This is a genomic window from Tabrizicola fusiformis, from assembly GCF_013328815.1.
Taxonomy (GTDB): Bacteria; Pseudomonadota; Alphaproteobacteria; order Rhodobacterales; family Rhodobacteraceae; genus Fuscibacter.
The window spans coordinates 25239-50471 of record NZ_JABUHN010000010.1 but is presented as its reverse complement, the minus strand read 5'-3'; the positions used below and the strand labels follow the sequence as shown (position 1 = coordinate 50471).

The 25233-nt window shown below is 65.2% G+C and carries 25 protein-coding genes, 1 tRNA gene and 1 riboswitch; of the genes, 12 read left to right on the top strand and 14 right to left on the bottom strand.

Annotated features, from left to right (window positions below):
* Positions 1–10 precede the first annotated feature (10 nt).
* The 5 genes from HS053_RS15925 (at position 11) to HS053_RS15905 (ending at position 3816) form a co-directional block, all read left to right on the top strand.
* On the top strand, positions 11–550 hold the full coding sequence (locus HS053_RS15925) for a sigma-70 family RNA polymerase sigma factor (protein ID WP_174212259.1): 540 nt from the start codon (positions 11–13) through the stop codon (positions 548–550).
* Positions 547–1200, top strand: a complete 654-nt coding sequence (locus tag HS053_RS15920; protein WP_174212258.1) for an anti-sigma factor — start codon at positions 547–549, stop codon at positions 1198–1200. The genes HS053_RS15925 and HS053_RS15920 overlap by 4 nt, the downstream gene beginning before the upstream one ends.
* A gap of 93 nt (positions 1201–1293) precedes the next feature.
* Positions 1294–1836, top strand: coding sequence for a fasciclin domain-containing protein (locus HS053_RS15915; protein ID WP_174212257.1), 543 nt, complete (start codon positions 1294–1296; stop codon positions 1834–1836).
* Between the two features lie 195 nt (positions 1837–2031).
* Positions 2032–3684 carry a vWA domain-containing protein gene (locus HS053_RS15910; RefSeq protein ID WP_174212256.1) on the top strand — a complete coding sequence of 551 codons (1653 nt, stop codon included), beginning with the start codon at positions 2032–2034 and terminating at the stop codon, positions 3682–3684.
* 58 nt (positions 3685–3742) lie between these two features.
* Positions 3743–3816: transfer RNA gene (locus tag HS053_RS15905), tRNA-Gly, on the top strand.
* A 381-nt stretch (positions 3817–4197) separates the two neighbouring features.
* On the opposite strand, the gene HS053_RS15900 is transcribed toward HS053_RS15905, so the two are convergent.
* From HS053_RS15900 to HS053_RS15890, 3 genes are all read right to left on the bottom strand, one after another.
* A complete protein-coding gene (locus HS053_RS15900) occupies positions 4198–4590 on the bottom strand; it encodes a hypothetical protein (protein WP_174212255.1) in 393 nt (130 codons plus the stop codon).
* Between the two features lie 268 nt (positions 4591–4858).
* Positions 4859–5404 (bottom strand): hypothetical protein, encoded by a 546-nt coding sequence (locus tag HS053_RS15895; protein ID WP_174212254.1) that lies wholly within the window; start codon positions 5402–5404, stop codon positions 4859–4861.
* Positions 5405–5769: 365 nt separating this feature from the next.
* Positions 5770–6363, bottom strand: coding sequence for a CHAP domain-containing protein (locus HS053_RS15890; RefSeq protein ID WP_241699892.1), 594 nt, complete (start codon positions 6361–6363; stop codon positions 5770–5772).
* Between the two features lie 213 nt (positions 6364–6576).
* Between HS053_RS15890 and HS053_RS15885 the strand changes: the two genes are divergently transcribed.
* Positions 6577–6930 (top strand): RidA family protein, encoded by a 354-nt coding sequence (locus HS053_RS15885; RefSeq protein ID WP_174212253.1) that lies wholly within the window; start codon positions 6577–6579, stop codon positions 6928–6930.
* Between the two features lie 95 nt (positions 6931–7025).
* Here HS053_RS15885 and pgi read toward each other — a convergent pair whose 3' ends face one another.
* The 5 genes from pgi to HS053_RS15860 all read right to left on the bottom strand — a co-directional run bounded on the left by pgi (position 7026) and on the right by HS053_RS15860 (position 11818).
* Positions 7026–8633: a glucose-6-phosphate isomerase gene (gene pgi / locus HS053_RS15880; protein ID WP_174212252.1), complete on the bottom strand. Its 1608-nt coding sequence runs from the start codon at positions 8631–8633 to the stop codon at positions 7026–7028.
* Positions 8634–8636: 3 nt separating this feature from the next.
* On the bottom strand, positions 8637–9308 hold the full coding sequence (pgl, locus tag HS053_RS15875) for a 6-phosphogluconolactonase (protein ID WP_174212251.1): 672 nt from the start codon (positions 9306–9308) through the stop codon (positions 8637–8639).
* A 9-nt stretch (positions 9309–9317) separates the two neighbouring features.
* Entirely contained in the window at positions 9318–10769 is a 1452-nt protein-coding gene (zwf, locus tag HS053_RS15870; RefSeq protein ID WP_174212250.1) for a glucose-6-phosphate dehydrogenase, read from the bottom strand.
* A 105-nt stretch (positions 10770–10874) separates the two neighbouring features.
* Entirely contained in the window at positions 10875–11564 is a 690-nt protein-coding gene (locus HS053_RS15865) for an MgtC/SapB family protein (RefSeq protein ID WP_174212249.1), read from the bottom strand.
* A 26-nt stretch (positions 11565–11590) separates the two neighbouring features.
* Positions 11591–11818, bottom strand: a complete 228-nt coding sequence (locus HS053_RS15860; RefSeq protein WP_174212248.1) for a hypothetical protein — start codon at positions 11816–11818, stop codon at positions 11591–11593.
* A 3-nt stretch (positions 11819–11821) separates the two neighbouring features.
* On the opposite strand from HS053_RS15860, the gene HS053_RS15855 reads away from it, so the two are divergent.
* Positions 11822–13447 carry an ATP-binding protein gene (locus HS053_RS15855; RefSeq protein WP_174212247.1) on the top strand — a complete coding sequence of 542 codons (1626 nt, stop codon included), beginning with the start codon at positions 11822–11824 and terminating at the stop codon, positions 13445–13447.
* A gap of 6 nt (positions 13448–13453) precedes the next feature.
* On the opposite strand, the gene HS053_RS15850 is transcribed toward HS053_RS15855, so the two are convergent.
* Genes HS053_RS15850 through HS053_RS15825 form a run of 6 tightly spaced genes read right to left on the bottom strand, consistent with a single transcriptional unit; the run spans position 13454 to position 19314 of the window.
* Positions 13454–14230 carry a cobalamin-binding protein gene (locus HS053_RS15850; protein ID WP_174212246.1) on the bottom strand — a complete coding sequence of 259 codons (777 nt, stop codon included), beginning with the start codon at positions 14228–14230 and terminating at the stop codon, positions 13454–13456.
* Positions 14227–14880 (bottom strand): adenosylcobinamide amidohydrolase, encoded by a 654-nt coding sequence (locus HS053_RS15845; RefSeq protein WP_347233342.1) that lies wholly within the window; start codon positions 14878–14880, stop codon positions 14227–14229. The genes HS053_RS15850 and HS053_RS15845 overlap by 4 nt, the downstream gene beginning before the upstream one ends.
* Positions 14877–15626 (bottom strand): ABC transporter ATP-binding protein, encoded by a 750-nt coding sequence (locus HS053_RS15840; protein WP_174212245.1) that lies wholly within the window; start codon positions 15624–15626, stop codon positions 14877–14879. The genes HS053_RS15845 and HS053_RS15840 overlap by 4 nt, the downstream gene beginning before the upstream one ends.
* Complete coding sequence (locus HS053_RS15835) at positions 15623–16603, bottom strand: FecCD family ABC transporter permease (RefSeq protein WP_458358904.1); 981 nt, start codon at positions 16601–16603, stop codon at positions 15623–15625. The genes HS053_RS15840 and HS053_RS15835 overlap by 4 nt, the downstream gene beginning before the upstream one ends.
* Positions 16604–16646: 43 nt before the next feature.
* Entirely contained in the window at positions 16647–17486 is an 840-nt protein-coding gene (locus HS053_RS15830; RefSeq protein WP_174212243.1) for an ABC transporter substrate-binding protein, read from the bottom strand.
* Positions 17461–19314: a TonB-dependent receptor plug domain-containing protein gene (locus tag HS053_RS15825; RefSeq protein WP_174212242.1), complete on the bottom strand. Its 1854-nt coding sequence runs from the start codon at positions 19312–19314 to the stop codon at positions 17461–17463. The genes HS053_RS15830 and HS053_RS15825 overlap by 26 nt, the downstream gene beginning before the upstream one ends.
* 123 nt (positions 19315–19437) lie before the next feature.
* Positions 19438–19635, bottom strand: a riboswitch (cobalamin riboswitch).
* A 149-nt stretch (positions 19636–19784) separates the two neighbouring features.
* On the opposite strand from HS053_RS15825, the gene HS053_RS15820 reads away from it, so the two are divergent.
* The 5 genes from HS053_RS15820 to HS053_RS15800 all read left to right on the top strand — a co-directional run bounded on the left by HS053_RS15820 (position 19785) and on the right by HS053_RS15800 (position 25177).
* Positions 19785–21218, top strand: coding sequence for an amidase (locus HS053_RS15820; protein WP_174212241.1), 1434 nt, complete (start codon positions 19785–19787; stop codon positions 21216–21218).
* A gap of 96 nt (positions 21219–21314) precedes the next feature.
* A complete protein-coding gene (locus HS053_RS15815; RefSeq protein WP_458358903.1) occupies positions 21315–22415 on the top strand; it encodes an ABC transporter ATP-binding protein in 1101 nt (366 codons plus the stop codon).
* Between the two features lie 2 nt (positions 22416–22417).
* The gene (locus tag HS053_RS15810; protein WP_174212240.1) at positions 22418–23326 is read left to right on the top strand and encodes an ABC transporter permease; all 909 of its coding nucleotides are present in this window, start codon (positions 22418–22420) and stop codon (positions 23324–23326) included.
* Positions 23319–24122, top strand: coding sequence for an ABC transporter permease (locus HS053_RS15805; RefSeq protein ID WP_174212239.1), 804 nt, complete (start codon positions 23319–23321; stop codon positions 24120–24122). The genes HS053_RS15810 and HS053_RS15805 overlap by 8 nt, the downstream gene beginning before the upstream one ends.
* A 29-nt stretch (positions 24123–24151) precedes the next feature.
* The gene (locus HS053_RS15800) at positions 24152–25177 is read left to right on the top strand and encodes an extracellular solute-binding protein (RefSeq protein ID WP_174212238.1); all 1026 of its coding nucleotides are present in this window, start codon (positions 24152–24154) and stop codon (positions 25175–25177) included.
* Positions 25178–25233 lie beyond the last annotated feature (56 nt).

Here is a 25233-nt window from a genome sequence, read left to right as displayed (position 1 = left end):
GGTGCAGGTCATGACGGATGATCACATCGCACAGCACCTTGGCCGCATTGCCGCGCAGGACCGCGCGGCGTTCCGCGCCCTTTATGCGGCGGCTTCGGCGAAACTTATGGGGGTTCTTCTGCGTATCCTTGGCGACAGGGCCGAAGCGGAGGATGCGTTGCAAGAGGTGTTTACCCGGGTCTGGCTGCGGGCGGGCAAATTCGATGCCACGCGCGGTCAGGGCATGACATGGCTGATTGCGCTGGCGCGCAACCACGCCATCGACCGGCTGCGCGCCCGCCCGCCCCGCGCCGAAGGCGACGACGCGATGGAGGCGCTGGCCGATACCGCCCCGCGTGCCGAGGTGCAGTTGGTCGCCAGAGGCGAGGCACGGCGGGTCGCCGATTGCTTTGACCGGCTGGAACCGGACCGGGCGGCAGCCTTGCGGGGCGCCTATCTTCAGGGGCAAAGCTATGCCGATCTTGCGGCGCGCCATGCGGTGCCGTTGAATACGATGCGGACCTGGCTGCGGCGCGGTCTGCTGAGTCTTCGGGAATGCCTTGAACCATGAGCGAGCCGCCGATCCCAGCCCTGCCCGAGGATGACGCGCTGGCGGCCGAACTGGCGCTGGGCGTGCTGGAGGGCACCGAACGCGCCGCCGCCGAGGCGCGTCTGCGCCGCGACCCGGCGCTTATGGCGCGGGTGATCGCCTGGCAAGAGCGGCTGGCGCCCCTGAACCACGGCTTTGCCGAAGCGCCGGTGCCGCCCGATATGCTCAACCGGATCGAGGCGCGGCTGTTCCCCGCCCCTGCCCCGCGCCGGACATTGTGGATGACACTTGCCGGGCTGGGTCTGGCGGGGGTGACCGCGCTGGCACTGGTGGCGTTCCTTGTCTTTTCCATTCCGCCGGCGCGGGTCGAGGCGGTGCTGACGGCGGAAAACGGCACGCTGACCTATGATGCGGTCTTTGACGGGCTGCGCCTGACCGTCACCCGGGTTGCGGGCGAACCCGCGCCCGAAGGGCAGGTGCATGAACTGTGGATCATCGCGCCGGGGGCTGCTCCGGTGTCGCTGGGGCTTCTGGCGCGGGGGCCGCTGGTGGTGGCCTATCCGACCCCGCCCGCGGGCTGGGTGCTGGCCGTGACCGTGGAACCCGCAGGCGGCGCGCCCGAGGGCAAGCCGACCGGGCCGGTGATGATGCAGACCGAGATCACCTTGTAATCACAGAAACGCGAGCGGTGAAACTTACCGCGCAACTGCCGCGTAACTCCCATGAAGGCAGGGTGGTCCTGCCTCGATCAAGGGAGAAACACCATGAAATTCCGTCTCGCAACCGCCATCCTCGCCCTGACCGCCGGCATGGCTTTCGCCGAGAACCCGATGGTGGGCGGTGCTGCGATGTATGAAGACAAGAACATCGTCGAAAACGCGGTGAATTCGGCCGATCATACCACGCTGGTCGCCGCTGTTCAGGCCGCCGGTCTGGTGGAGACGCTTTCGGGCGCCGGTCCCTTCACCGTCTTTGCCCCCACCAACGAAGCCTTTGCCAAGCTGCCCGCAGGCACCGTGGAAAACCTGCTCAAGCCGGAGAACAAGGACACGCTGGTCAAGATCCTGACCTGCCATGTCGTCGCCGCCAATGCGATGTCGGATGCCATCACCAAGATGGTGGCCGATGATGGCGGCAAGCATACGGTCAAGACCGTCGGTGGCTGCGAATTCACCGCCATGACCAAGGACGGCAAGGTGATGATCGAGGATGGTCAGGGCAATGTCGCCACCGTGACCATCGCCGATGTGAAGCAATCGAACGGCGTGATCCATGTGATCGACACCGTGCTGTTGCCCGCGATGTAAGAACCGGCAGGCGGGGCCGTCATCTCCCCTCCGGTCCCGCCCGCCGCGTGCCCGCGCCCCTGTCCCCGGTGCGGGTTGTATGTGAACCGGATGTTTCCGGCGGGCGGGGCTGGGGGATTCCATACCCCTGCCCCGCCTTGTCAGCCGGGGTGACCCGACCTAGCCTTGGGTCATCCTGATCCGTCCGGGGGTGTAATGCGCCGTCTTGCCCTTTGCCTTCTTGCGCTCGTCATGCCGTTTGCCGCCATGGCCGAGGGGCGGTCGATCATCGTGCTGGATGCCTCCGGCTCGATGTGGGGCCAGATCGACGGGCGCCCCAAGCTGGAGATTGCGCGTGAGGCGTTGGGCCAGGTGCTGCGCGACCTGCCTGCGGGCAGCGAGGTGGGCCTGATGGCCTATGGCCACCGCGAAAAAGGTTCCTGTGCGGATATCGAATTGCTGGTTCCGCCCGGGCCGGGCACGGGGCCGGCCATCACGGCCGCCGCGAATGCCCTGCAATTCAAGGGCAAGACCCCCCTCAGCGCGGCGGTGCGGATGGCGGCCGCCGAACTGCGCTCGACCGAGGAAAAGGCAACGGTGATCCTGATCACCGACGGGATCGAAACCTGTCAGGCCGACCCTTGTTCGCTGGGGGCAGAGCTTGAGGCGTCGGGCGTCGATTTTACCGCGCATGTCGTGGGTTTCGGCCTGAGCGAGGATGAGGGCGCGCAGGTTGCCTGCCTCGCCAAGGCGACGGGGGGCCTGTATCTGCAAGCCTCCGATCTGCAAAGCCTGTCCGATGCGCTGGTCGAGGTGGTGCTGGAAGACCCCGCGTCCCCCCCTGCGCCGGAACCTGTGCCCGTTCCCGAGCCCGCCCCGGCGAAGGCGCTGAAGAAAAACTTCGATCCCGTCCTGTTGCTGGCCGCGGGGGGCCAAGGCCCCGAAAACCCCGATGATGGATATTTTGAGGTCTGGGCGCTGGATACCACCGGCCAGAAGGCCGAGAAGAGCGAGATTTTCTATGGTGACCGCGACGGTCTTCTGCCGCCCGGGCGCTATCTGGTGCAGGCGGTTCTGGGTTCGGCCCGCGCCGAAACCGAGGTTGCGGTGACGGCAGATCAGCTTTCGCAGCCGGTGATCGTGGTGAATGCCGCCCATCTGACCGTTCGCCTGATGTCCGCGCCGGGGGTAGAGACCGGCGACAGCGGCTATTGGGAGGTGCTGGGCGGCGACGGCGGCAATCTGGGCTTCGGCTTCGGCACGACATCGGCCTATGTGCCGGCTGGCGACTATACGTTGCACGCCACCTTCGGCGCCGCCGATCTGCGCGAAAACATCAGCCTGCGCCCCGGTGAGGTGGTCAGTCATGACATGACCTTCGGCACCGGCAAGGTGGTGCTGTCCAGCTTCTACGCCGAGGGGCTGGCGGTGGAAGACCCGCAGCAATTCATCGAGGTGTTCGGCGCCAAAGCCGACATTCAGGGCAACCGCAAATCGGTGGCCTTCGCCTATGGCCCCACCGGCAGCTTTGACCTGCCGCCCGGCGATTATGTGGCAGAGGTCTCGCTGGGCGGGGTCAAGGCCGCTTTCCCCTTCACCGCCACCTCGGGCGGCGAACTTGCGGTGACGGCAGTGCTGAATGCCGGGGTGGCCGCACTCACCGCGCCCGGCGCCAGCTATCAGGAGGTGCTGTCGGCCAAGGCCGACATCGCCGGCAACCGCAAGAGCCTTGGCTTTTCCTTCGAGGAGAGCTGGCAGATCGTGCTGCCCGCCGGAGACTATCTGTTGCAGGCCACAAGGGGCGAGGTGAAGACCGACACACCCTTTGCCGTGACCGCCGGGGAGCGGGTCGAGATCACCGCCCCCTGAATACCCCTTGCGCCCGCCTCTTGACGCCGCCAGCCGGCTGGCTTAGGTCAGGGGCAACGCGGGTGTAGCTCAATGGTAGAGCCGCAGCTTCCCAAGCTGATGACGAGGGTTCGATTCCCTTCACCCGCTCCATTTGCCCCTCTAGGCAGCTTTTTTTCAATAATTCAAGCCCTTACGGTTCTCTCCGGTGCACATTAAGGCACACACGGGGCGCACATGGGTCTAGTTTTGAAGTATTTAGAGCGAACAAAGTCGGGCAAGTGGCAGTATCGCCGGAGGGTTCCCAAGGCGATTGCCGCGATCATTACTGACCGAGAATTTAAGAAAGTGATCGGGGACACTGAGGGGAAGCCATCGCGGCATATCCCCTACATCACGCAATGGTCGAGCGAGAGATTGCAGAGGCCAAACTAGGCCGGGTGCGGTCGGAGGTGGCGTCCAGTGCCAAAGCGACGGAGCGGGAAGCCTATGCGGAGGCTTTGCGGCGTCGTGCTGATCTGGTGGCAGCGGGTGTTAGCCGTAAGAGCGATACACGTTACCGATTGACGTGACCGCAATCCCCCACATCTTGAAAACTGTGCCGATTTCCCATTCATCGGCTTCCAGATCGGTGGCAACGTAGCTTGCATAAACAGCTTTCTGCCCACCAAGGAGACCCCGCCCAGCGTCCAGTTTCACGAACAGGAACGCGCTCCTAAGCTGAGTCGGGGAGTAAAAGAACAATAGCCCTTCCTGTGCAGCTTCCATCACACCAGCACCGCCCTCACTAAACTTCGGGTGCCCGATGCTGAGGTCGCTGCCCTTGCCCCGACGCACCTTAACTGCCTCCATAGCTGTCCTTAGTTCACTGTCCACGAAGGGGATGGGCCGAGAGCCGGATACAACTTCCATCAATGTTCTTGCCATGAATTTCCACCTTGGATTGCTCCGCCTTCCTGACGGATTTATCCAATGTGTTCAATGGCTTTTGCTGGAAAGTTCGAGAAGGGACAAACGACAAAGAACGTTGTGGATGTTAATAGCGTGGTAGGTTAGTGCATCAGATGCACTTCGCCATGTCCCGGAGGGTGGACCAAAGTTGTGGTATGGGGTGCCCCGGGCGGTGGAGAAGGCGACCCCACCGGGGGGGGGGTCACGCGCGGCTTCACCTGTTGAGGTCAGGGCTTCGGATTTTTCATTCGTTTTCAAATGGACTGAGATGCTTACTCAGGTCCGCCTTGACGATACTGGCAAGGTCAAGAAACCGCAGCGCGTCTGCTTGGGAGACTTCTGCTTCGCCGTGGGCGACACGATTACGGATGGCAGCAAGGTCATCCATGAGCGCAACAGTGGTCGGCTTGATTAAATCCATTTTCATCAGATCACGAATAGTCATGCGGGATTGCGCGCGGCCGGTCATTCCACGGCTTTGGGCGATTTTCCTCAGCATGATTTCGATACTACGCCATTCGTTAATGACGACGTAATCCGGCGGATACTGTAGGGCTTCTTTCCGTTCATCGTTGTTCGCATCGGACGCCGCTGATTGCTCAGGCGCTTCCTCTTGAACGATTTTCTCAGCGTCATCGAGCTTCCCCGAGATTTCGACAGACACGCCGCCGAAAGACGCTTTTCGAATCTTGTCCATCAAAGTCGTGATGGGATCTTTGAACATCCATGCGACAGCAACGATAGCGAGCGGCCACGCCAGTGACGCGACCACGGACGAAAGCAAGTCCATCCAATCTGTCGCACTTCCACTTGAAACGGGGGCTTCGCCAATCTGCAAAGAAAACATCAAAGTGAACCGATCTGTTGAAGCACGGTGCCCTTGAGCATGACGGGTAACTCTCGCTTCCGCAAGGAGTTGTGTGTTTAGGCTAAGCCGTCTACACCGAGGCACACACTGACAGCACATCAGGCACACACGGTAGCAATCCACCGGGACGCCAAGCGGGCCGAAGTTATTGAGAAAGAAGGAAAAAGCGGCAGCGTAGCCGGGTTCGATTTTGCTCCCAGTCGCCCTTCACCCGCTCCAATTTTCCCTCTTTCGGACAAACAAAAAGCGGCGCCGAAGCGCCGCCTGCTTGCCGTCTGTTGCCGGGATCAGCGGTAGATAAAGCCGTAAACCGGGTTGGTGCGGCCCAGGGTGCCATTGGCATTGGCGACGCGCACTTCGCTCCAGTCGTTCTTGGCCGACACATCGACGACCAGCGTGTCTTCGGTGATGCGGTTGCGCTCCCAATTGGCCTGATCGACCAGAACCTCGCGGTCGCTGACCACGGCCGAGACCACGGCGACATGGCCCATCGGCATCGCGCGACTGGCGCGGAAGTTCAGAACGGCGCCGACCTTGGGTTCATTACCACGGGCATAAAGATCGGCGGCCTGTTTCCACCAGGTGGCGGCATTGCCCTTGATCTCGATTCCCGAAACGGCGCGGGCGAAGGGCACGCACCAGATGCGGCCTTTCTTCGGCGCGCTGGCCACTTCGGCCACCACCTCTTTCAGGGCGGCCCGGTCGGCTTCGGCGGCAGCTTCGGCGGCGGCCAGCGCCCGGCGCTCCTTGCGCGACATCTTCACCTTGGCGGTCGAAACCTGAACCATCGGGCCCGGATCGCGCGCTTCGGCGAAGGTGGCAGAGGCGGGAAACAGCAGGGCACAGGCCAGAAGGGCGGCGGCGAAGGGTTTTGCGGGCATCAGTCCATCGGTCTTTTGGGGTGGCGGCAGGTCCGCACGGTCGCCGCTTGGGTGGCACGGATGCTGCGCCTGCGGCAAGACCGGCAGATCAGGGGTGGCGGGTTCTCGCCAATGTGATCGGGCGTGAAGGCGGAATTCCGCGAAACGGCGCTCTCTCTTCCCTTTCGGCGCCCCGCAAGATAGCAAGGCGCAGGTCTTTCAAGGAGTATCCCCATGAGCAACGAGATCAAACGCATCGGCGTCGGCGCCCGCATGTCCGAGGCGGTGGCCTATAACGGCATCGTCTGGTTAGCCGGTCAGGTCGGCAATCCGGGCGATTCGGTGGCCGATCAGACCCGGCAATGTCTGGCCGAGGTGGACCGGATTCTGGCCGAGGCCGGCACCGACAAGACGCGCATCCTGTCGGCCCAGATCTGGCTCGCCGATATCGCCACCTTTGGCGAGATGAATGCGGTCTGGGATCAATGGGTGCCGCAGGGCAACACCCCGGCGCGTGCGACGGGCGAGGCCAAGCTGGCGACGCCGGACTATCTGGTGGAAGTCATCGTGACCGCCGCGCTGAAGTAAGGCCAAATTTCTTCGAAGAAATTTGCAAATTCGTTCGAACGAATTTGAAGGGGGGCCAGAGGCCCCCCTTTCGCATTCCCGCCCGGCAAAAGCGGTCAGTTCCGCAGGTAATCGACCAGTGTTGCGGTCGAGCCATCTTTGCCTTCGGTCCCGGCCTTGCCCTCCAGCACGGGTTGCAGTGCCAGCGCCAGCTCCTTGCCCAGCTCCACCCCCCATTGGTCATAGGAGTTGATGCCGAGGATCACGCCTTCGACAAAGACCCGGTGTTCATAAAGCGCGATGATCTGGCCCAGAGTGAAGGGGGTCAGTTTCGGATAAGCCAGCGTGGTCGAGGGCCGGTTGCCGGGAAAGACCCGGTGACGGGCCTGCCGTTCCAGTTCCTCGCCCATGGCGCCCTTTTTCGCCATGATCGCCCGCGCCGCATCGAGCGAACGGCCCCGCAGCAGCGCCTCGGATTGCGCAAGGCAATTGGCGACAAGCAGCAGGTGCTGATGGGCCAAATCCGGCTCGTGCCCCTCTTTGGCGACAAGGAATTCGCAAGGCACGATGCGGGTGCCCTGATGGATCAGCTGATAAAAGGCGTGCTGGCCGTTGGTGCCCGGCTCCCCCCAGACCACGGGGCCGGAATGGGTGGTCAGGTCGCTGCCGTCCACGGCGACGCGCTTGCCGTTCGATTCCATCTCAAGCTGTTGCAGATAGGCGGGCAGCCGCGACAGCCGCTGATCATAGGGCAGCACGGCGCGGGTGGTGTGGCCGCAGATCTGGTTGTGCCAGATGCCGACAAGCGCCAGCATGACCGGCATATTCTCTTCGAACGGCGCCCAGAGAAAGCGTTCATCCATGTCGCGGCCCCCGGCGAGGAAATCGTCAAAGGCTTCGGGGCCAATGGCGATCATCAGCGACAGGCCAATCGGCCCCCACATCGAATAGCGACCGCCGACCCAGTCCTCGAAGCCGAAAACACGCGAGGAATCAATGCCATAGGCGGCGGTCTTGTCGGCGGCGGTCGAGACGGCGGCGAATTGCGCGCCCGGATTGGCAACCTTTTCCGCCATCCAGCGTTTGGCGCTGTCGGCATTGGTCATGGTTTCAATCGTGGTGAAGGTTTTCGATGCCACGATCACCAGCGTGGTTTCCGGGTTCAGCCCGCGCAGCGTGTCGGCAATATGGGCGCCATCGACGTTCGAGACGTAATGCAGCCGCGGCCCGTCATGGTAAGGCGCCAGTGCCAGCGTCGCCATGGCCGGGCCAAGGTCCGACCCGCCGATGCCGATGTTGATGACATCGGTGATCTTGCCGCCCTGCCCGGTCACCCGGCCTTCGCGGATATCACGGGCAAAGGCCGCCATACGGGCACGGGTGGCGCGAATCTCGGGCATCACATCGGCGCCATCGACCAGAATCGCCTCACCCTCGGGGGCGCGAAGCGCGACATGCAGCACGGCGCGGCCTTCGGTATCGTTGATCTTATCGCCCGAGAACATCGCGGCGCGCTTGGCGGCAAGGCCCGAATCCTCGGCCAGCCGCACCAGAAGGGCGCGGGCGGTGGCGTCGATTCCGGTCTTGGAATAATCGAACAGCATCGCCCCGGCCCGGGCGGAAAAGCCCTGGGCGCGGTTCGGATCGGCGGCGAAAAGGTCAAGGATCGACCGGTCGGCCACGGCGGCGTGATGGGCCAGAAGGGCCTGCCATTTGTCAGTCATAGGTTACTCCGCCCAATGCACGGTTGCGGTATCTAGAACGGCACGGATCGGCGCCTGTTCCGAGGGAAGGGTCAGCGCACGCTCAAGGGCCGCACGTTTCTCGGCGCCGGTGATCAGCACATGGATGTTCATCGCCCCGCGCAGCACGGGCGCCGTCAGGGTGATGCGGGGTTCCACCGCCGCTTCGGCCCGCATCGGCAAAAGGAGCGGCGCATCCGCTGCCAGCCCCTCGGCCAGACGGTCGGCGCCGGGAAACAGGCTCGCCGTGTGCATGTCATTGCCCATGCCCAGAAGCAGCACCGAAATCGGCAGATGCGGGCGCAGGCCCGTCTCCAGCACGGCCATCGCCGCTTCGGCGCTCATGCCGGGCAGATAAAGCGGCACCAGTTCCGCCGCCGCCGCCTTGCCGCGGATCAGCCTTTCGCGCAGAAGCCGCGTGTTCGAGCGGTCCGAGCTTTCGGGAACCCAGCGTTCGTCGTTCAGGAACACCGCCACCCTGGCCCAGTCGAGGTCCACCCCCGACAAAGTGTCAAACACCGGGCCGGGCGTGCTGCCGCCCGGCACGCAAAGCGAGGCCCGCCCCAACCGGCGCAGGAAATCGGCCAGTTGCCCCGCGATCTGGTCGGCAAGGCTCAGGAACATCAGTTCCCGGTCGGGATAGGTCCGAAGGTCCATCGCCCTCTCCTAGCGGATATCGCGCCAGCGCCGCCCGTCGCGGTGCATCAGCATCATCGCATCATCCGGCCCGGAAGAGCCGGCGTCATAGGCTTGCGGCTTGTCCCCGCGCCCTTCCCAGCCCTGAATGATCGGATCGGCCCAGGCCCAGGCCGCCTCAACCTCATCCCCGCGCATGAACAGAGTCTGGTTGCCGCGGATCACATCCATGATCAGCCGTTCATAGGCATCGGGAATATCCACCGCCTCGGCCCCCACGGCATCGGCAAAGCTCATATCCAGCGGCACCTGCATCAGGCGCATCCCGCCCGGGCCGGGTTCCTTGATCATCACCATGAGGTTCATGCCCTCATTCGGCTGCAACCGGATCACCAGCACGTTTTCGCGCCAGCCGCGGTCGTCATCAAAGATCGAATGCGGCGGTTCCTTGAAGGTGATGGCGATTTCCGACGACCGCGCCCGCAGCTTTTTCCCGGTGCGCAGATAAAAGGGCGTGCCCTTCCAGCGCCAGTTCGAGATATGGCATTTCAGCGCGACATAGCTTTCGGTCCTGGACGCCGGATCTTCGGAATGCTCGACATAGCTGCCGGAACCATTGGCGCCAAGATACTGGCCCCGCACGATATCTTCGGGCTTCACCGGGTCCAGCGCGCGGATCACCTTCAGCTTTTCGTCGCGCACCGCGTCCGGGTCAAAGTGATAGGGCGGCTCCATGGCGATCAGGCACAGAAGCTGCATCATGTGGTTCTGCACCATATCCCGCATCGCGCCCGACTTGTCGTAATAGGCGCCGCGCCCCTCGACATCGACGGTTTCAGCCACGGTGATCTGCACATGGTCGATATATTCGGCCTTCCACAAAGGCTCGAACAGGATGTTGGCGAAACGCACGGCCATCAGGTTCTGGACGGTTTCCTTGCCCAGATAATGGTCGATCCGGTAGATTTGCTCTTCGGCGAAGTGCCGGGCCAGCGCGGTGTTCAGGGCGCGGGCGGTGGCAAGGTCGCGGCCAAAGGGTTTTTCCACCACGATCCGGCTTTGCCCGTCGGCGATGCCATGCAGATGCAGCCGTTCCGCCAGATCACCGAAGAGCGCGGGGGCGACCGAGAAATAGAAGGCCCGCACCACCCCCGACCGCACCCGGCCCTTGAGCGCGGCCCAGCCGCCCTCGCCCTTGGCGTCGATCGGCACATAGGCCAGAAGCGCAAGAAACGCCGCAACCGAAGCCGCGTCACGCTGCGCGGCGGGCACGAATTCCTCGATGGCGTCCTGCACGCTCTGGGCAAAGGCGGCATCGGTCAATTCCGCTCGCGCCGCGCCGATGATCCGGCTTTCCGGGGTCATCTGACCGGCAAGGAAGCGCCGATACAGGCCCGGCAGAATCTTGCGCCGGGCAAGATCGCCGGTGGCCCCGAAGATCACCAGATCAAAGGGATCAACCGGAATGACGCGCAAAGCCATGGCATACCTCGCAGTTTGGGCGCTGTTAGCGCTAACGCGGGTGTTCTAGCGCCGCTGCTGCCAGAAGTCTAGCATTCCTTGGCCCAAAGGGAAACGGCGGCGCGGCTATGCCTCTTCCAAAGGCAACCAGCGCAGCCGCAACAGCCCCGGTTCGGCCGCAAGCCGCTGCACGGCGAAATCCAGCGCCGCTTCGGCGGCCCCCTCGCCCGTCACGGTCACCGCCAGGTCAAGCCCACCCTCGCCATTGCGCACGGTGATTTCAGACACATGCAGCCCGCCCACCGTCAGCCCGTGCAACAGCTTGGCCCGCATCAGCGCCTCATCCTGCGGGGCGGTGGTCAGGATCACCCGATACCCGCGCGAAGGCGGCTCTCCAGCGCGGGTATGGCGTTTGAGCCATTTGACAAAGGGCCGCAGCCCGAGGTTGACGAACACCACCAGCGCCGTCAGCACCAGCGCATAGGGCCAGGCGCCGATCCCCGCCGTCAGCCCGACCGCTGCCGAACACCACAAGGTTGCCGCCATGTTCAGCCCGTGAATGTTGAACCCGTCGCGGAAGATGATTCCAGCCCCGAGAAAGCCGATTCCCGACACCACCTGCGCCGCAACCCGGGTGGGCGACACCTCGTTCGGCACCAGTTGCGAGAAGATCACAAAGGCCGCCGCCCCCAGCGCCACAAGGGCATTGGTCCGCAGGCCCGCCATGCGCTGCCGCACCTGCCGCTCTGACCCGATCAGCGCACCACACCCCAGCGCCACCCCCAGATTCGCCGCCGCCAGCCCAAGTTCGACCATTCCCGCCCCCGTTTTTCCGCAGACAATCACGGGGCGCCGGCAATGTGAAGGTTTTGTAACGCTTTTATGACGCAGCACGGCGAACGCCCCCGAACCGCGCGGGGCTTGACCTTGCCCCGGGCTGCGGTCTTTTTGAAGAACCGCCCCGGACCGGAGCCATCGCCACGCTGCTGATCGACCGCCTTCACCGTTTTGCCCTGCGGCAGCCCGCCGAAGAGATCGCCCGCCAGTATGAGGCGCTGCGCGGCGTCCATCTGATGCGGGTCATACTGACGCTGCTGGTCTATGTGATCGGCACCAGCTATCTGCCCTTCTGGATTCCGCTGGTTCTGGCGGTGATCGACACGGCTGCCGAATATATCGGCCTGCGCCTGATGCGGGAGCTGGACCCGGCCCGCCAGCCGGGCCGCTATCTGGTCACGCTGGGCATGATTGCCGTGGCCGAAGGGTGCTATACCGCGCAGGCCGGCCTCTTGTGGCAGCATGACAGCCCCTATGCCAAGGCGCTGGCGACCGGACTTGTCACGCTGACGCTTTTGCAACTGGCCTCGGTCCGGGCGATCCACCTGCCCCATGCCATGACCGGCTGGCTGACCACGCTGGTCTTTGCCATTGCCGCCGTTCTGGTCGAAGCTTTCATTGACAGCCCCGATGCCCCGTCGGCAGTGCCGCTGATCTGCATTGCGGGGGCGGCGTGGTTCGTGCTGACCACCATGCGCTCGAACCACGGGATGCATGATGCCATGACGCGCGACCGGCAGGCGGCACAGGCCGCCGACCGCGCCAAATCGCGGTTTCTGGCGCAGATCAGCCACGAGTTGCGCACGCCGCTGAATGCCATCCTTGGACTTGGCCATGCCGAGCTTGCCGCCTCGATCACGCCCGAGCGGCGAGAGCGGCTTGAGCTGATCGTGGCTTCGGCGCGCAGTCTGGGGGTGATGCTGGACGACATCCTAGATCTTTCGGCCATCGAGGAAGGCCGCACGCCGATCCGCCCTGCCCCGGCCGACCCTGCCGCCGAAATCCGCTCTGTCGCTGCCCTTTACCGCCCGTTCTTCGAAGGGGCGGGTCTGACGCTGACGCTGAACCTTGCCGCCGATCTGCCGCCCCGCGCCGGGTTTGACGCGCAGAGGCTGCGGCAATGCCTGACCAACCTGCTGTCCAATGCGCTCAAACACACCCGCAGCGGCGGGGTGTCGGTTTCGGCCCAACGCGATCTGGCCGGGCTGTTGTCGATTGAGGTTGCCGACAGCGGCCCGGGCGTGGCCCTGGACGAGGCCGAGGCGATTTTCGAGCCCTTCCGGCAGGGCAAGACCGCGGTGGCGGGCACCGGGCTGGGCCTGTCGATCAGCCGGGCGCTGGCGCGGGCAATGGGCGGCGACCTGCGGCTGATCCAGCGGCCCCGCGGCGCCTGTTTCCGTCTGACGCTGCGGCTTGACCCGCTGCCAAGGGCGATTGCCGCGCCCGACACGCCCCCCCGGGCCGAGCGGCTGCATTTTGGCGGCGCGCGGGTGCTGATCGTCGATGACATCGCCACCAACCGGCTGGTGGCGCGGGCGCATCTGGTGCTTTACGGGCTGCGCTGCGAAGAGGCGGCGGATGGCGAAACCGCCCTTGCCCGCATTGCCGCCGACCCGCCCGACCTCGTTCTGCTCGACATGGCGATGCCCGGCATGGACGGCGCCGAAACGCTGCGCCGCATCCGGGCGCTGCCGCCGCCCGCCAACCGCATCCGGGTGGTGGCGATGACGGCGGATGCCACGCTGGCCACCCGCTCGCAGCATGGCCTTGCGCAGGGCGGGCTGGACGGCTGCCTGACCAAGCCGCTCCTGCCCGAAGCGGTCGGCCGCCTTCTGGCCGAGCAGCTCTCGCCCCTGCCCTGAGGACCGTCAGCCACCTTCGGGCCAAAGCGCCCGCAGGATGGCATCCAGCCCGTCACTCAGCGCCGCCGGCCCCGGCTGCAGGATCAGCGGCGATTTGATTTCATGGATGCGCCCGTTGCGAACCGCCGGAATGCTGTCCCAGCCGGGCCGGGCGGCGATGCGCGCGGGAACCACCTTCTTGCCGCACCAACTGGCAAGGATCACATCGGGCGCCCGCGGCGGCACCTCTTCGGGCCCCAGGATGCGGTCTTTGGCCAGCGCTTCGGCGGCCCGTTCGGCAAATACATCCCGCCCGCCCGCAATCTCCACCAGTTCCGACACCCAGCCGATGCCGGAGATCAGCGGCACATCCCATTCCTCGATAAAGACGCCCGGATTGCACGGACGTGCAACGCTGCGCAGCGCGGCGATCCGCTCCTCATACCCTGCGGCCAGCGCCCCGGCCTGATCGGCGCAGCCGATCATCGCGCCAAGGTTGCGGATCATCCGCAGAATACCGGCCACATCGCGCTGATTGAAGATATGCACCTCGATCCCGGCGCGGATCAGTTCGGCGGCGATATCAGCCTGAAGATCCGAAAACCCCAGCACAAGATCGGGCCGCAGCCCAAGAATCTTTGGCACATCTGCCGAGGTAAAGGCGCCGATGCGTGGCTTTTCCGCCCGCACCCGCGCCGGGCGCACGGCATAGCCGGTCACACCGACGATCCGCGCCTCCTGTCCCAGAAGATAAAGGGTTTCCACCGTCTCTTCGGTCAGGCAGACGATGCGGCGATAGCTCATGCCCCGCCCCGCCGCGCCCTTTCGGCATCGCGCCAGATCACCCAATCCTTGCACGCCCGTGCAACAGCCTGCCGCACCGCAGCACCAACCGCCTCCCCCACAGCCGTATGCAAACCGGCATAGCGTCCGTCCCCGGAATCGCAGGCCAGCGCCACGCAATCGGTGCCGGTGCCGGTGACGCGGCCCGTCGCCGCCTCTACCCCGGCCTCATATACACCCACGGTGCGGGCCTGCACCGCGATCGTCAGCGCCTCAAGCTGGGCCGCCTCGGTCAGCCCGGCTTGCAGCGCGATGCCCAGATTGATCGTGCCGAAATCCGCCGTGTGATAGGGCAGCCGTCGCCCCACCGCCTCACCATTCGACAGGCCCACGGTGGCCACGCACCAGCAGGCCACACCCTCAACCTCGGCCCGCGCCTGATGAAAGGTGCCGATATCGCGCGAGGTCAGCATCCCCACCGCCCCCGGCGGCATCTGCGCCGACAGCCAGCTTTCGGCATCGAAGCCCGGCACCAGATCGGCATTCTTCACCTCGCGCCAGAGGATCGTATCGGCGCGCGTATAGCCCGCGCCATGCGGTGCCCAGCTCAACACCCGCATCTCGCGCGGCAGCGCCATGCGCAGCCATGGCCGGTCCAGCGTCACATTCACCGGATCACCCCCATCGGCTGAAACACCGGGCCATCCGGGGTTTCGGCATGGAACCCACGCACGCCGAACACCTCGGCCAGATTGGCCTCCGACAGCACCTCCCGCGGCGCCCCGTCGGCCACGATCTGCCCGCGGTGCAGCAATACCAGCCGCGTGCAGGCCCGCGCCGCCAGCCCAAGATCGTGGATCGAGGCGACAACCCCCCGCCCCTCGCGCGCCAGCCCGGCGAAGACCTCCATCGTGCGCAATTGCGCCTCGGGGTCCAGCCCCGCCACCGGCTCGTCCGCCAGCAAGAGCGGCGTTTCCTGCGCCAGCGCCCGCGCGATCAGCACCCGCGCCTGCTCGCCCCCCGAAAGCGCCGTGGCAGGCCGGTCGCGGAACCCCGACAGCCCCATCCGGGCCAGCGCAAGGTCAACCGCCGCCCGGTCCGCCACAGCGCCCCGCGTCCGTTGCGCGCCCCGTCCCAGCGCCACCAGCGCGGCAACGCTGACCGGCCAGGCAATCTCGCGCCCCTGTGGCAGAAAGGCCGCCGCCCGCGCCCGCGCCAAGGGCGGCAGCACCGCCAGCGACGAATGCCCAAGATGCGGCAAAAGCCCCAGCGCGCCGCGCAGGAGCGAGGTTTTGCCCGCCCCGTTCGGCCCGATCAAGCCGACGAATTCGCCCGCCTCCACGGTCAGGCTCACCCGGTCCACCACGGGGCATTGCCCGCGCAGCACGCTCAGTCCGGTAAGCTGCAACAGGCTCATGCCTCATCCCCCCGCAGCCGCCAGATCAGATGCAGAAAGAACGGCGCCCCGATCAGTGCGGTCAGCACGCCCAGCTTCAGATCCTGATCCGGCGCGATCAGCCGCACCGCCACATCCGCCGCCAGCACCATGGCCGCCCCGCCCAGCATCGCCGCCGGCAACAGCCGCGACGGCCGCGCGCCCACCAGCGGCCGCAAGAGATGCGGCACCACCAGCCCGACAAAGCCCACGGCCCCCGCCACCGCCACCGAAGCCCCCACGGCCAGCGCGGTGCCCAGGATCACCCCCCAGCGCAACCGGATCAGGTTCACCCCCATCGTGGCCGCGGCATCGGCCCCCAGCGTCAGCGCATCCAGACCCCGGCCCAGCCGCAACAGCACCGCCATCCCCGCCAGCATGAAGGGTGCGGCCAGCCAGACATGCTGCATCGAGCGGTCGGCCAGCGATCCCATCATCCAGAAGACAATCTCCATCGCGGCAAAGGGATTGGGCGACAGGTTAAGCACCAGCGAGGTTGCCGCCCCCGCCAACGCCGAAATGGCGATCCCGGCAAGGATCAGCGCCAGCGCCCCGCCGCGCGGCCCGGCCAAGGTCAGGATCAGCAGAACCGCCACCGCCGCCCCGGACAGCGCCGACAGCGGCAGCGCCAGCGGGAAAGCTGCGGCCATGCCGGTTTGCAGCGCCAGAACAGCTCCTAAGGAAGAGCTTGAGGAAATGCCAATAATCCCCGGTTCTGCCAGAGGATTTCGCAGATACCCCTGCATCGCCGCCCCCGAAAGCCCCAAGGCCGCACCCACCAGCGCCCCCAGAATCGCACGCGGCAGCCGGATTTCACGCATGACCAGAACCAGCGCCTCGCCCTTGCCGGTGACAAGCGCGGCAAGACTCTCGCCCAGGCCCAGCCCCGCCGGCCCGGTCAGGAGCGAGGCGGCAAAGAGTGCCAAAACCAGAAGGGACAGTGAAATGAATACCTTCATTGCAGGGCGCAACCCGAAGATTTTTCGGAGGAAAATCTTCCATTCATTCCGCCGCCCCCAGCCGGTCATGCGCCGCCCCCATCGCGGCAATGGCGCGCAGAAGATGGGGCGTGCCGCACACCCAGTCGGCATCGCTGTTCAACCCCACAGCCTTCGCCTCGGCTGCCGCCAAGGCCGGATGCGTCAGGATTTCTTCTGCACGCGAGGCGCCGGGATAGGGTTCTGACGTAACCAGCAGGTCCGGCGCGGCCAGCACCAGCCGTTCAAGCGGCAGCACGCCGCCGCCCGTCACCCCCGCCGTGGCGCCCACATTGTCAAAGCCGGTCAATTGCATCACCGCATCGGCCAGCGTGCCGCTGCCGGTGGTATAACCGTTGGGATGGTAGAAGGCGCCGGAATGCCTGCCCCCCGTCACCCGGGCGGCGGCGATACCGGCCGCGAAATCGCGTGCCATCGCCTCGGCCTTGGCATCCTGACCCAGAGCATGGCCAACGGTGCGGACCTGCTCGACTGCCTCGTCCAGCGTATTGGCCGGGGGCACCTGCACCACCGGAACGCCCAGACGCCGCAGCAGATCGACCGTTCCCAGCGCGGTATAGCTGCCCGCCAGCACCAGATCGGGGGCAAGGCGGAACACCTCTTCGGCCTGCCCGTGGTTTTCGCCATAGGCCAGCGCCGCCTCGGACATGGACGAGGATTGCGGCTCGCGGGCAAGATGGCTGACCGACAGAAGCTGCCCGGGTGCGGCCAGCAGCATGGCAAGCTGATCGGTGCAAAGATTGATGGAAACCACCCGCCGCGGCCCTTCGGCCATGGCGGGGGGCGCGGCGCTGGCCAAAGCCAGCGCCAGCACCAGTTCAGAAGCTCTTGCGCAGGCCGACATAGATCGTCCGTCCCGGCGCGGCAAAGCCGTTGGAGGTCTGATAATCCTGATCGAACAGGTTCCCGACCCCGCCCCAAACCTCGGTTTCCCCGTTCAGGTCATAGCTGATGCGGGCATCGACCACGGTATAGTCGGGCATCTGGAAGCTGGCGAAATCATCCAGCCGGTCGGCGACGTGATGCACCGAAACCCCCGCCTTCACCCGGTCGGCCAGTTGGGCGTCCAGTTTCAGCGTCAGGTCATGGCGCGGCACCAGCGCGAGCCGCGTGCCCGTGGCCCGCGTGGCGTCGATATAGGTATAGGACAGGCCCAGCGTGGCCGCTTCGCCAAGGTTCACCTCTGCACCCAGTTCCAGCCCCTGTCGCACCGACTGCCCCGCCACATTTTCAAGCGAGGAATAATCGGCCGAAGTGGCGATCAGATTGTCGATGTTCAGCCGGAACAAGGTGGCGGTCAGGCGGGCGCCCGCGCCGAATTCCTGCTCGATCCCCAGTTCATAGCTGGTGCTTTCCTCGGGCGTCAGATCCGGGTTGCCGTGAAAGAAGAAGGCCGGATAGTCGCCATAAAGCTCGTCCAGCGACGGCGCCCGGAACCCCGTTGCCAGCGCCGCGCGCAGCGTCGTGCCCTCGGCCGGACGCCAGGCCAGCGCCAGACGGCCCGAGGTGAAACCGCCATACGAGGAATGTTCGTCACGCCGCAGCGTCGCGGCCAGGTCCAGATCGTCGCGCGGCGCCCAAAGCACTTGCGCAAAGCCGCCGTATTGCCGGGTATCGGCAGAGCCGGAGGTCAGGTTCGTATAGCTTGCCTCTTCGCGCATCCAGTCGGCGCCGTAAACCAGCTTGATCTGATCCGACACTTCGGTCGTCGCGGTCCAGCCCAGCGTGGTGCGGCTGGCATCATAATCGGCGGGGCTGAATTCGTCGTCATAGACCCGGCCGATGTCATAGCGCGTCAGATCGAAGACATGTTCGGTATTGCCCGCCGAGAGTTCGGCGAAAAGCCGCGCCCCTGCCTCGCGGCGGCGCAGGGCATTGTCCTGATCTTCCAGCGTATAGGTGAAGGGATCATAGCCGTCGTAATCCACATCCGAATATTGCGTGAAGGCGGCGGCGCCCAGCGTCAGCGTGTCCGTGACATGGTATTTCCCGGTCAGCGACAGGCGCGAGAGCCGGGCCGCATCCCGTTCGGTGCCGATCGCGGCTGCCGAATAGCCGTCGGTCTGGCTGTGCGACAGGGTCAGCGCCGTCTCCAGATCGCCGGTCTTCTGCGTCAGGCTATAGCTGAGGGCGGCGGTGCCGAGATCGCCGGCTTGCAGCGCCACCTCCTGATGCACCCCCTCCTCTTCCGCGGCGGCAGAGGTGAAGTTGATCACGCCGCCCACGGCAGAGCCGCCCCACAGCGCCGACTGACTGCCGCGCAACACTTCGACACCGGCGATGCCCAGGGTCGGTAGGGTGCCATAATCCAGCGCGGTCTGAGTCGAAGAAGGGTCGGTGATGCGGATGCCGTCGAAATAGACGGCGATATAGCGGGTATCGGCGCCGCGGATGCGCAGATTGGCCGATTGGCCCAAGCCGCCCTGCTGCGAAAAGGACAAGCCCGGCAGCCCGGCCAGCACCGTCAGCGGCGACAGGCCGCCGCTCGCCTGAAGATCTACCTTGGTGATCACCGAAACCGAGGCGCCGGTGCGGTTGGCCTCGGTTGCCGTCCGGTTGGCCGACAGGGTGACCGGATCAAGGATGATGAGACCATCGGTGCTGTCCTGCGCCCGGGCCGGAAGTCCCATTGCCGCCGACAGGGCCAATGCCGAGATGATGCTTTGCTTCATACTTACCCCTTTCGGACGGTTCACCGTCCGCGATGCGCTGCCGCAGGAAGAGGTGATCCGCCCGCGAGGTGTGAACGTCACCTCTGGCGGAGAGCCGCCTCCTCCGCGCACCCCGCGCGGCGGAAAGGGTGATCACCTCGGCAGGTCTCCTGGCTTCGCGGGTCTTTGCTCGGGCGGGCCTTCCCGGTTTCCCAGTGGCCGTTTTCGCCGTCGCTCGCCGCTTACAGTTGCGGGGGCAGCTTTGGCATCAGGCCCGGAGGCCAGCACCAAATTCCCTTTTCATCCGGCTGCAAGACCGGAACCTGAGGCCAGACCTGCATAGGCTGCGCCGCGGCGCTGTCAAGCGGCTCTTGCCGCGCTTGTCGCCGCAGGTGGGCGGGGCGTCGCATCCGGGCCACGGCAGGGCGCGGGCGGGATGGACGCGGGCCGCCGCCCGGCGGAGGCTGGGCCAGAATGCAGGGGGACAGACGATGATCGGCGATCTGGGACAAAGGGATGCGACCGCGCTGGCGGCGCTGGTGGCGCGGCGCGAGGTGTCGGCAGAGGAATTGCTGGACGCGGCCCTTGCCGCGGTCGCGGCACGCAATCCGGCACTGAACGCGGTGGTTCTGGTGCAGGAAGGGCCGGCGCGGGCCGCCATCGCGGCGGGTCTGCCGCGCGGGCCGTTCCGGGGCGTGCCGTTCCTGCTCAAGGATCTGGGCTGCGAGGCGGTGGATTTTCCGGGCCACAACGGCAGTCGTCTCCAGATGAACACCCGCTATCCGGGCGATTCGGCGATCTTTGCCCGGATGCAGGCGACCGGGCTGGTGACATTCGGGCGCACAACTGCCCCCGAAAGCGGCATCGGTGCCGCAACCGAGGCAAAGGTTTATGGCGGCCCCACCCGCAACCCGTGGAACCTTGACCATACGCCGGGCGGTTCATCGGGCGGCGCGGGTGCGGCGGTGGCGGCGGGGATCGTCGCCATGGCCCATGGCAGCGACGGCGGCGGATCGGTGCGCATTCCGGCCGCCAGCTGCGGTCTGGTGGGGTTCAAACCGACGCGGGCACGTCTGCCGGATGGGCCTTACGCGGGCGAAGGCTGGGCCGGGATGGCGATTGACGGGTTCCTGACCCGTTCGGTCCGCGATCAGGCGGCGATGCTGGATGCCTGCGCGGGGGCCGACCCCGGTGCGCCCTATGTCGCGCCGCCGCTGGTCCGCAGCCATATGGATGCCATCAGCCGCCCGCCCCGCCGCCTGCGCGTGGCGATCTGCGACACCAGCTTCACCGGCGACCCGATCCACCCCGAAGTGGCCGAGGCGGTGCGCGCCACCGGGCGGCTTCTGGAAAGCCTTGGCCATCATGTGGCCCCTGCCCTGCCCACGGCGGATGTGCCGATGATGATGCGGGCCTGGACCGATATCGTTGCCGTGGGCACCGCCCTGTCGCTGCAAAAGCTGCTGAAAGGCCGCCCGGCCACGCCCGATCTGGTCGAGGGCGTCAGCCGCGGTGCCCTTGCCCATGCCGAAACCCTGCATCCGACCCGATACCTTGCGGCGGTGGGCGAGATTCACGCCTTTGGCCGCCAGATGGCCGGCTGGTTCGATCAGGGCTGGGATATCCTGCTGTCGGCCACACTGGCCGAACCTCCTGCCCGCATCGGCAGGTTCAGCCACCAGACCGAGGATTACATCGGCTTCCGTCTGGGGCCGCAGGGGGTGTTTCCCTATTCCCCCTTCTGCGCCGTCTTCAATGCCAGCGGCCAGCCCGCCGCCAGCCTGCCGATGGCGATGTCCGCTGGAAGTTTGCCCATCGGGCTGCATTTGGCGGCGCCGTTCGGGGACGATGAAACCCTCATCGCGCTGTGCGCCGAACTGGAGGCGGCGCAACCCTGGGGCGATCTGCGGGCGCCCTTGGCTTGACATCGGAAAAACCGATGCAACGCTTCGGCCAAGTATTCGTTGCGTCGCGGGTCAAGCCCGGCTCAATATGATCAAAACAACAGGGAGCGAGTCACCGTGAGCCAGTCAGCGAGCCCGGCACCGACACCGGCCGAACCGGGCCGTCTGGCCATCGAAGCGCGCAATGTGGTCAAGGCCTTTGGTCAGGGCGAAGGCGAGGTGCGGGCACTGAACGATGTCTCGGTCGAAATCCGGCAGGGAGAGTTCTTTACCCTGCTTGGCCCCTCGGGCTGCGGCAAGACCACGCTTCTGCGCCTGATCGCCGGGTTCGAGATGCCGACCGATGGCACGATCCTCTTGGACGGGCAGGACATCACTTACCTGCCGCCCAACAAGCGCCCGGTGAATACGGTGTTTCAAAGCTATGCGCTGTTTCCGCATCTGACGGTGGCGCAGAATGTGGCCTTCGGCTTGCAGATGCAGGGCAAACCGGCGGCGGAAGTCAAGGAAACCACGGCGCGGATGCTGGCGCTGGTCAAGCTGGATGCGATGGCAACGCGCAAGACCAGCCAGCTTTCGGGCGGCCAGCAACAGCGCGTGGCGCTGGCCCGGGCCCTGGCGCCGAAACCCAAGGTGCTGCTCTTGGATGAACCGCTGTCGGCGCTGGACCTGAAGCTGCGCAAGGAAATGCAGGTCGAGCTGAAGCGGTTGCAACATGAAACCGGCATCACCTTCATCTTCGTCACCCATGATCAGGAAGAGGCCCTGACCATGAGCGACCGCATCGGCGTGATGAGCGCGGGCAAACTGCAACAGGTCGGCACCCCGCGCGAGATTTACACCCGCCCGGTGAACCGCTTTGTCGCCAGCTTCATCGGCGACACCAACTTCCTGACGGGGAGTTCGGCGCCGGGCGGCGTGCGCCTGCCCTCGGGCGCGCTGATCGAGGCGGCGGTGACCCGGCCCGGTGCCGTCACCCTTGCCGTGCGCCCCGAACATGTGCGGATCGAGGCGGCGGACAGCCCCGGCGCGATGCCCGCCACCGTCAAGGGCGCGGTCTATTTCGGCACCGACATGAATTATCAGCTTGCCCTTGCCGATGGCAGCGAGATCGAAGCCTGCGTGGTGTCCGGCGTGACCGGCGAGATGGCGCTGAACCCCGGCGAGAAGGTGGGCATCCGCTTTGCCCCCGGCGCGGTTCAGGTGCTGGAGGATTAGCGATGAGCCCCGCCGAAAAGGCCCAAGGGGCCCGCACCATCCGCAATGCCTGGCTGTTGTCGGCGCCGGCGCTGATCCTGCTGACCGTCGCCGCGGCGGGGCCCCTCTTGATCGTGCTGGTCTATTCCTTCCTGCTCAAGGGCCAATACGGCAATGTGGAATGGGGGTTCAGCCTGGATGGCTGGCGCGGCATCCTGTTCACCAAGGATATTTTCGACGATACGATGGTGCTGGCCGATGCCCACCTCACGATCTTCTGGCGGTCGGTCAAACTGTCGATTCTGACGACGCTGATCACCTTTGTCGTGGGCTTTCCCACCGCATGGTTCATCGCCACAAGGCCGCCCAAGGCGCGGGCGCTCTGGCTGTTCCTGATCACCATTCCGTTCTGGACCAACCTGCTGATCCGCACCTATGCGATCAACGAGGTTTTGCGCAAAGAGGGGCTGGTGAACGCGGTCCTTTTGAAACTCGGGGTGATCGAGGTGCCGCTGGACATGCTTTACGGCCCCTTCGCCATCTTTGTCGGCATGACTTATGTCTATCTGCCGCTGATGGTGCTGCCGCTGTTTGCCGCCATCGACCGTTTCGACATGCGGCTTCTGGAGGCGGGCTATGATCTTTATGCCAGCCGACTTCAGGTTCTGCGCCGGGTGATCCTGCCCATCGTGAAACCGGGGATCGTGGCGGGGTCCATTCTGGTCTTTGTGCCCTCGCTGGGCGCCTATGTCACGCCACGGGTGCTGGGCGGGGGCAAGCAGATGATGATTGGCAATTTCATCGAATTGCAGTTCGGTCAGGGCCGCAACTGGCCGCTGGGGTCGGCGCTGTCGATGGCGCTTCTGGTCGTGGTGATGGTGGCGCTCTTGATCTATGTGCGGTTTGCCAACCGGGAGAATGCCCATGGCTAGGCAAAGCTTCTCGGCCGTGCGGCTGCCCGGCTTTACCACCACGGCGGTTCTGGTGTTTCTGGCGCTTTATGTGCCGATCTTCACCCTTGTCGCTTATTCCTTCAACGCCAGCCAGTCGGTGGCGGTCTGGGGGGGCTTCTCGCTCGACTGGTATGCCAAGGCCTGGGCCAATACTCAGGTCAAGGAGGCGACGCTGCGGTCGCTGCTCATCGCGGTTTCGGCCAGCGCCATCGCCACGGCGGCGGCCACCATGGCCGCGCTTGGCACCACCCGGCGCAAGGCGTTCCGCGGCCAGACCTTCATCTATGTGATGATCAATCAGCCGCTGATGGTGCCGGAAATCGTGACCGCCGTCGCGCTGCTGATCTTTTTCGCCGCCATCAAGGTGGCGACAGGGTATCAGGGGCTGGGCTATCTGATCCTGGCGCATTCGGCCTTCTGCATTCCCTTTGCCTATCTGCCGATCCGGGCGCGGCTTGAGGGGATGGACCTCAGCCTCGAGACCGCCGCGGCCGATCTTTACGCCACGCCATGGCAGACCTTCCGCCGGGTAACGCTGCCGCTTTTGGGGCCGGGGATCATCGCCGGGGCGATGCTGGCCTTCGTGATCAGTCTGGACGATGTGGTGATCACCGAATTCGTCAAATCCGGCGGGCAGGACACCCTGCCCACCTATATGCTGGGCCAGATGCGCCGGCAGCTTACGCCGGAAATCAATGCGATCTCGACCATGCTGCTGATGCTGACCGTGGCCATTCTGACCGCGTTCTTCCTGCTGACGCGCAAGAACGACTAAGACCAAGAACAACCAACCGGGAGAAGACCATGAAGAAGATTCTGACCGCAACCGCGCTGCTGTTGTCGGGCACCGCACTTGCCCATGCCGAAGGCGTGCTGCAGCTTTACAACTGGGGCAACTACACCTCGCCCGCGCTCTTGGAGAAGTTCAAGGCGGAAACCGGCATCACCGTGACGGTGACCGACTACGACAGCAACGATGCCGCTCTGGCCAAGGTCGAGGCGGGTGGTTCGGGTTTTGACCTTGTGGTGCCCTCGGCCAACTATGTGCCGATCTGGGTGGAAAAGGGCCTGATCGTGCCGCTGGACGCCAGCAAGCTGGCCAACAAGGGCAATATCGCCCCGGAATGGCAGGATGTGCCGTGGGACAAGGGCCGCGCCTATACCATTCCGTGGCAATGGGGTTCGACCGGCGTGGCGGTGAACACCAAGGTTTACGGCGGTGACATCAACACCTCGGCCGTCTTCCTTGACGTGCCGCCGGAGCTGGTCGGCAAGATCAACGTCGTGCCGGAAATGAACGACGTGGTGAACCTGGCGATCTGGTATGTCGGCGGCGAACCCTGCACCGAAGATACCGAAGTGCTGAAAAAGGCGCGCGACGTGCTGCTGGCGGCCAAGCCGAACTGGCTGTCGATGGATTACGGCGCCACCGAAAAGCTGTCGAACAACGACTGGGCGGCGAGCGTGAACTGGAACGGCTCGACCATGCGCGCCCGCACCGCCAACCCGGATGTGAAATACGGCTATCCGAAGGAAGGCTATCCGCTGTTCATGGATTCGGTCGCCCTGCTGGCCGATGCGCAAAACGTGGAAGAGGCTTACAAGTTCCTCGACTTCATCATGGTGCCCGAGAATGCCGCGATGATTTCCGATTTCGCGCGCTATGCCAATGGCATCGCGGGCTCGGATGCCTTCATGCCTGAAGATATGAAGACCGCGCCGGAAGTGATGACGCCGGAGGAGTTCAAGGCATCGGGCCATTTCCTGCCGACCTGCTCGCCCAAGGCGCAGGAGTACATGACGGCGATCTGGACCGAGTTGCAGAAGTAAGCGCCCTTTTCCACGGGTGATCTGACGGCGATGCGGGGGCCATGGCCCCCGCATCA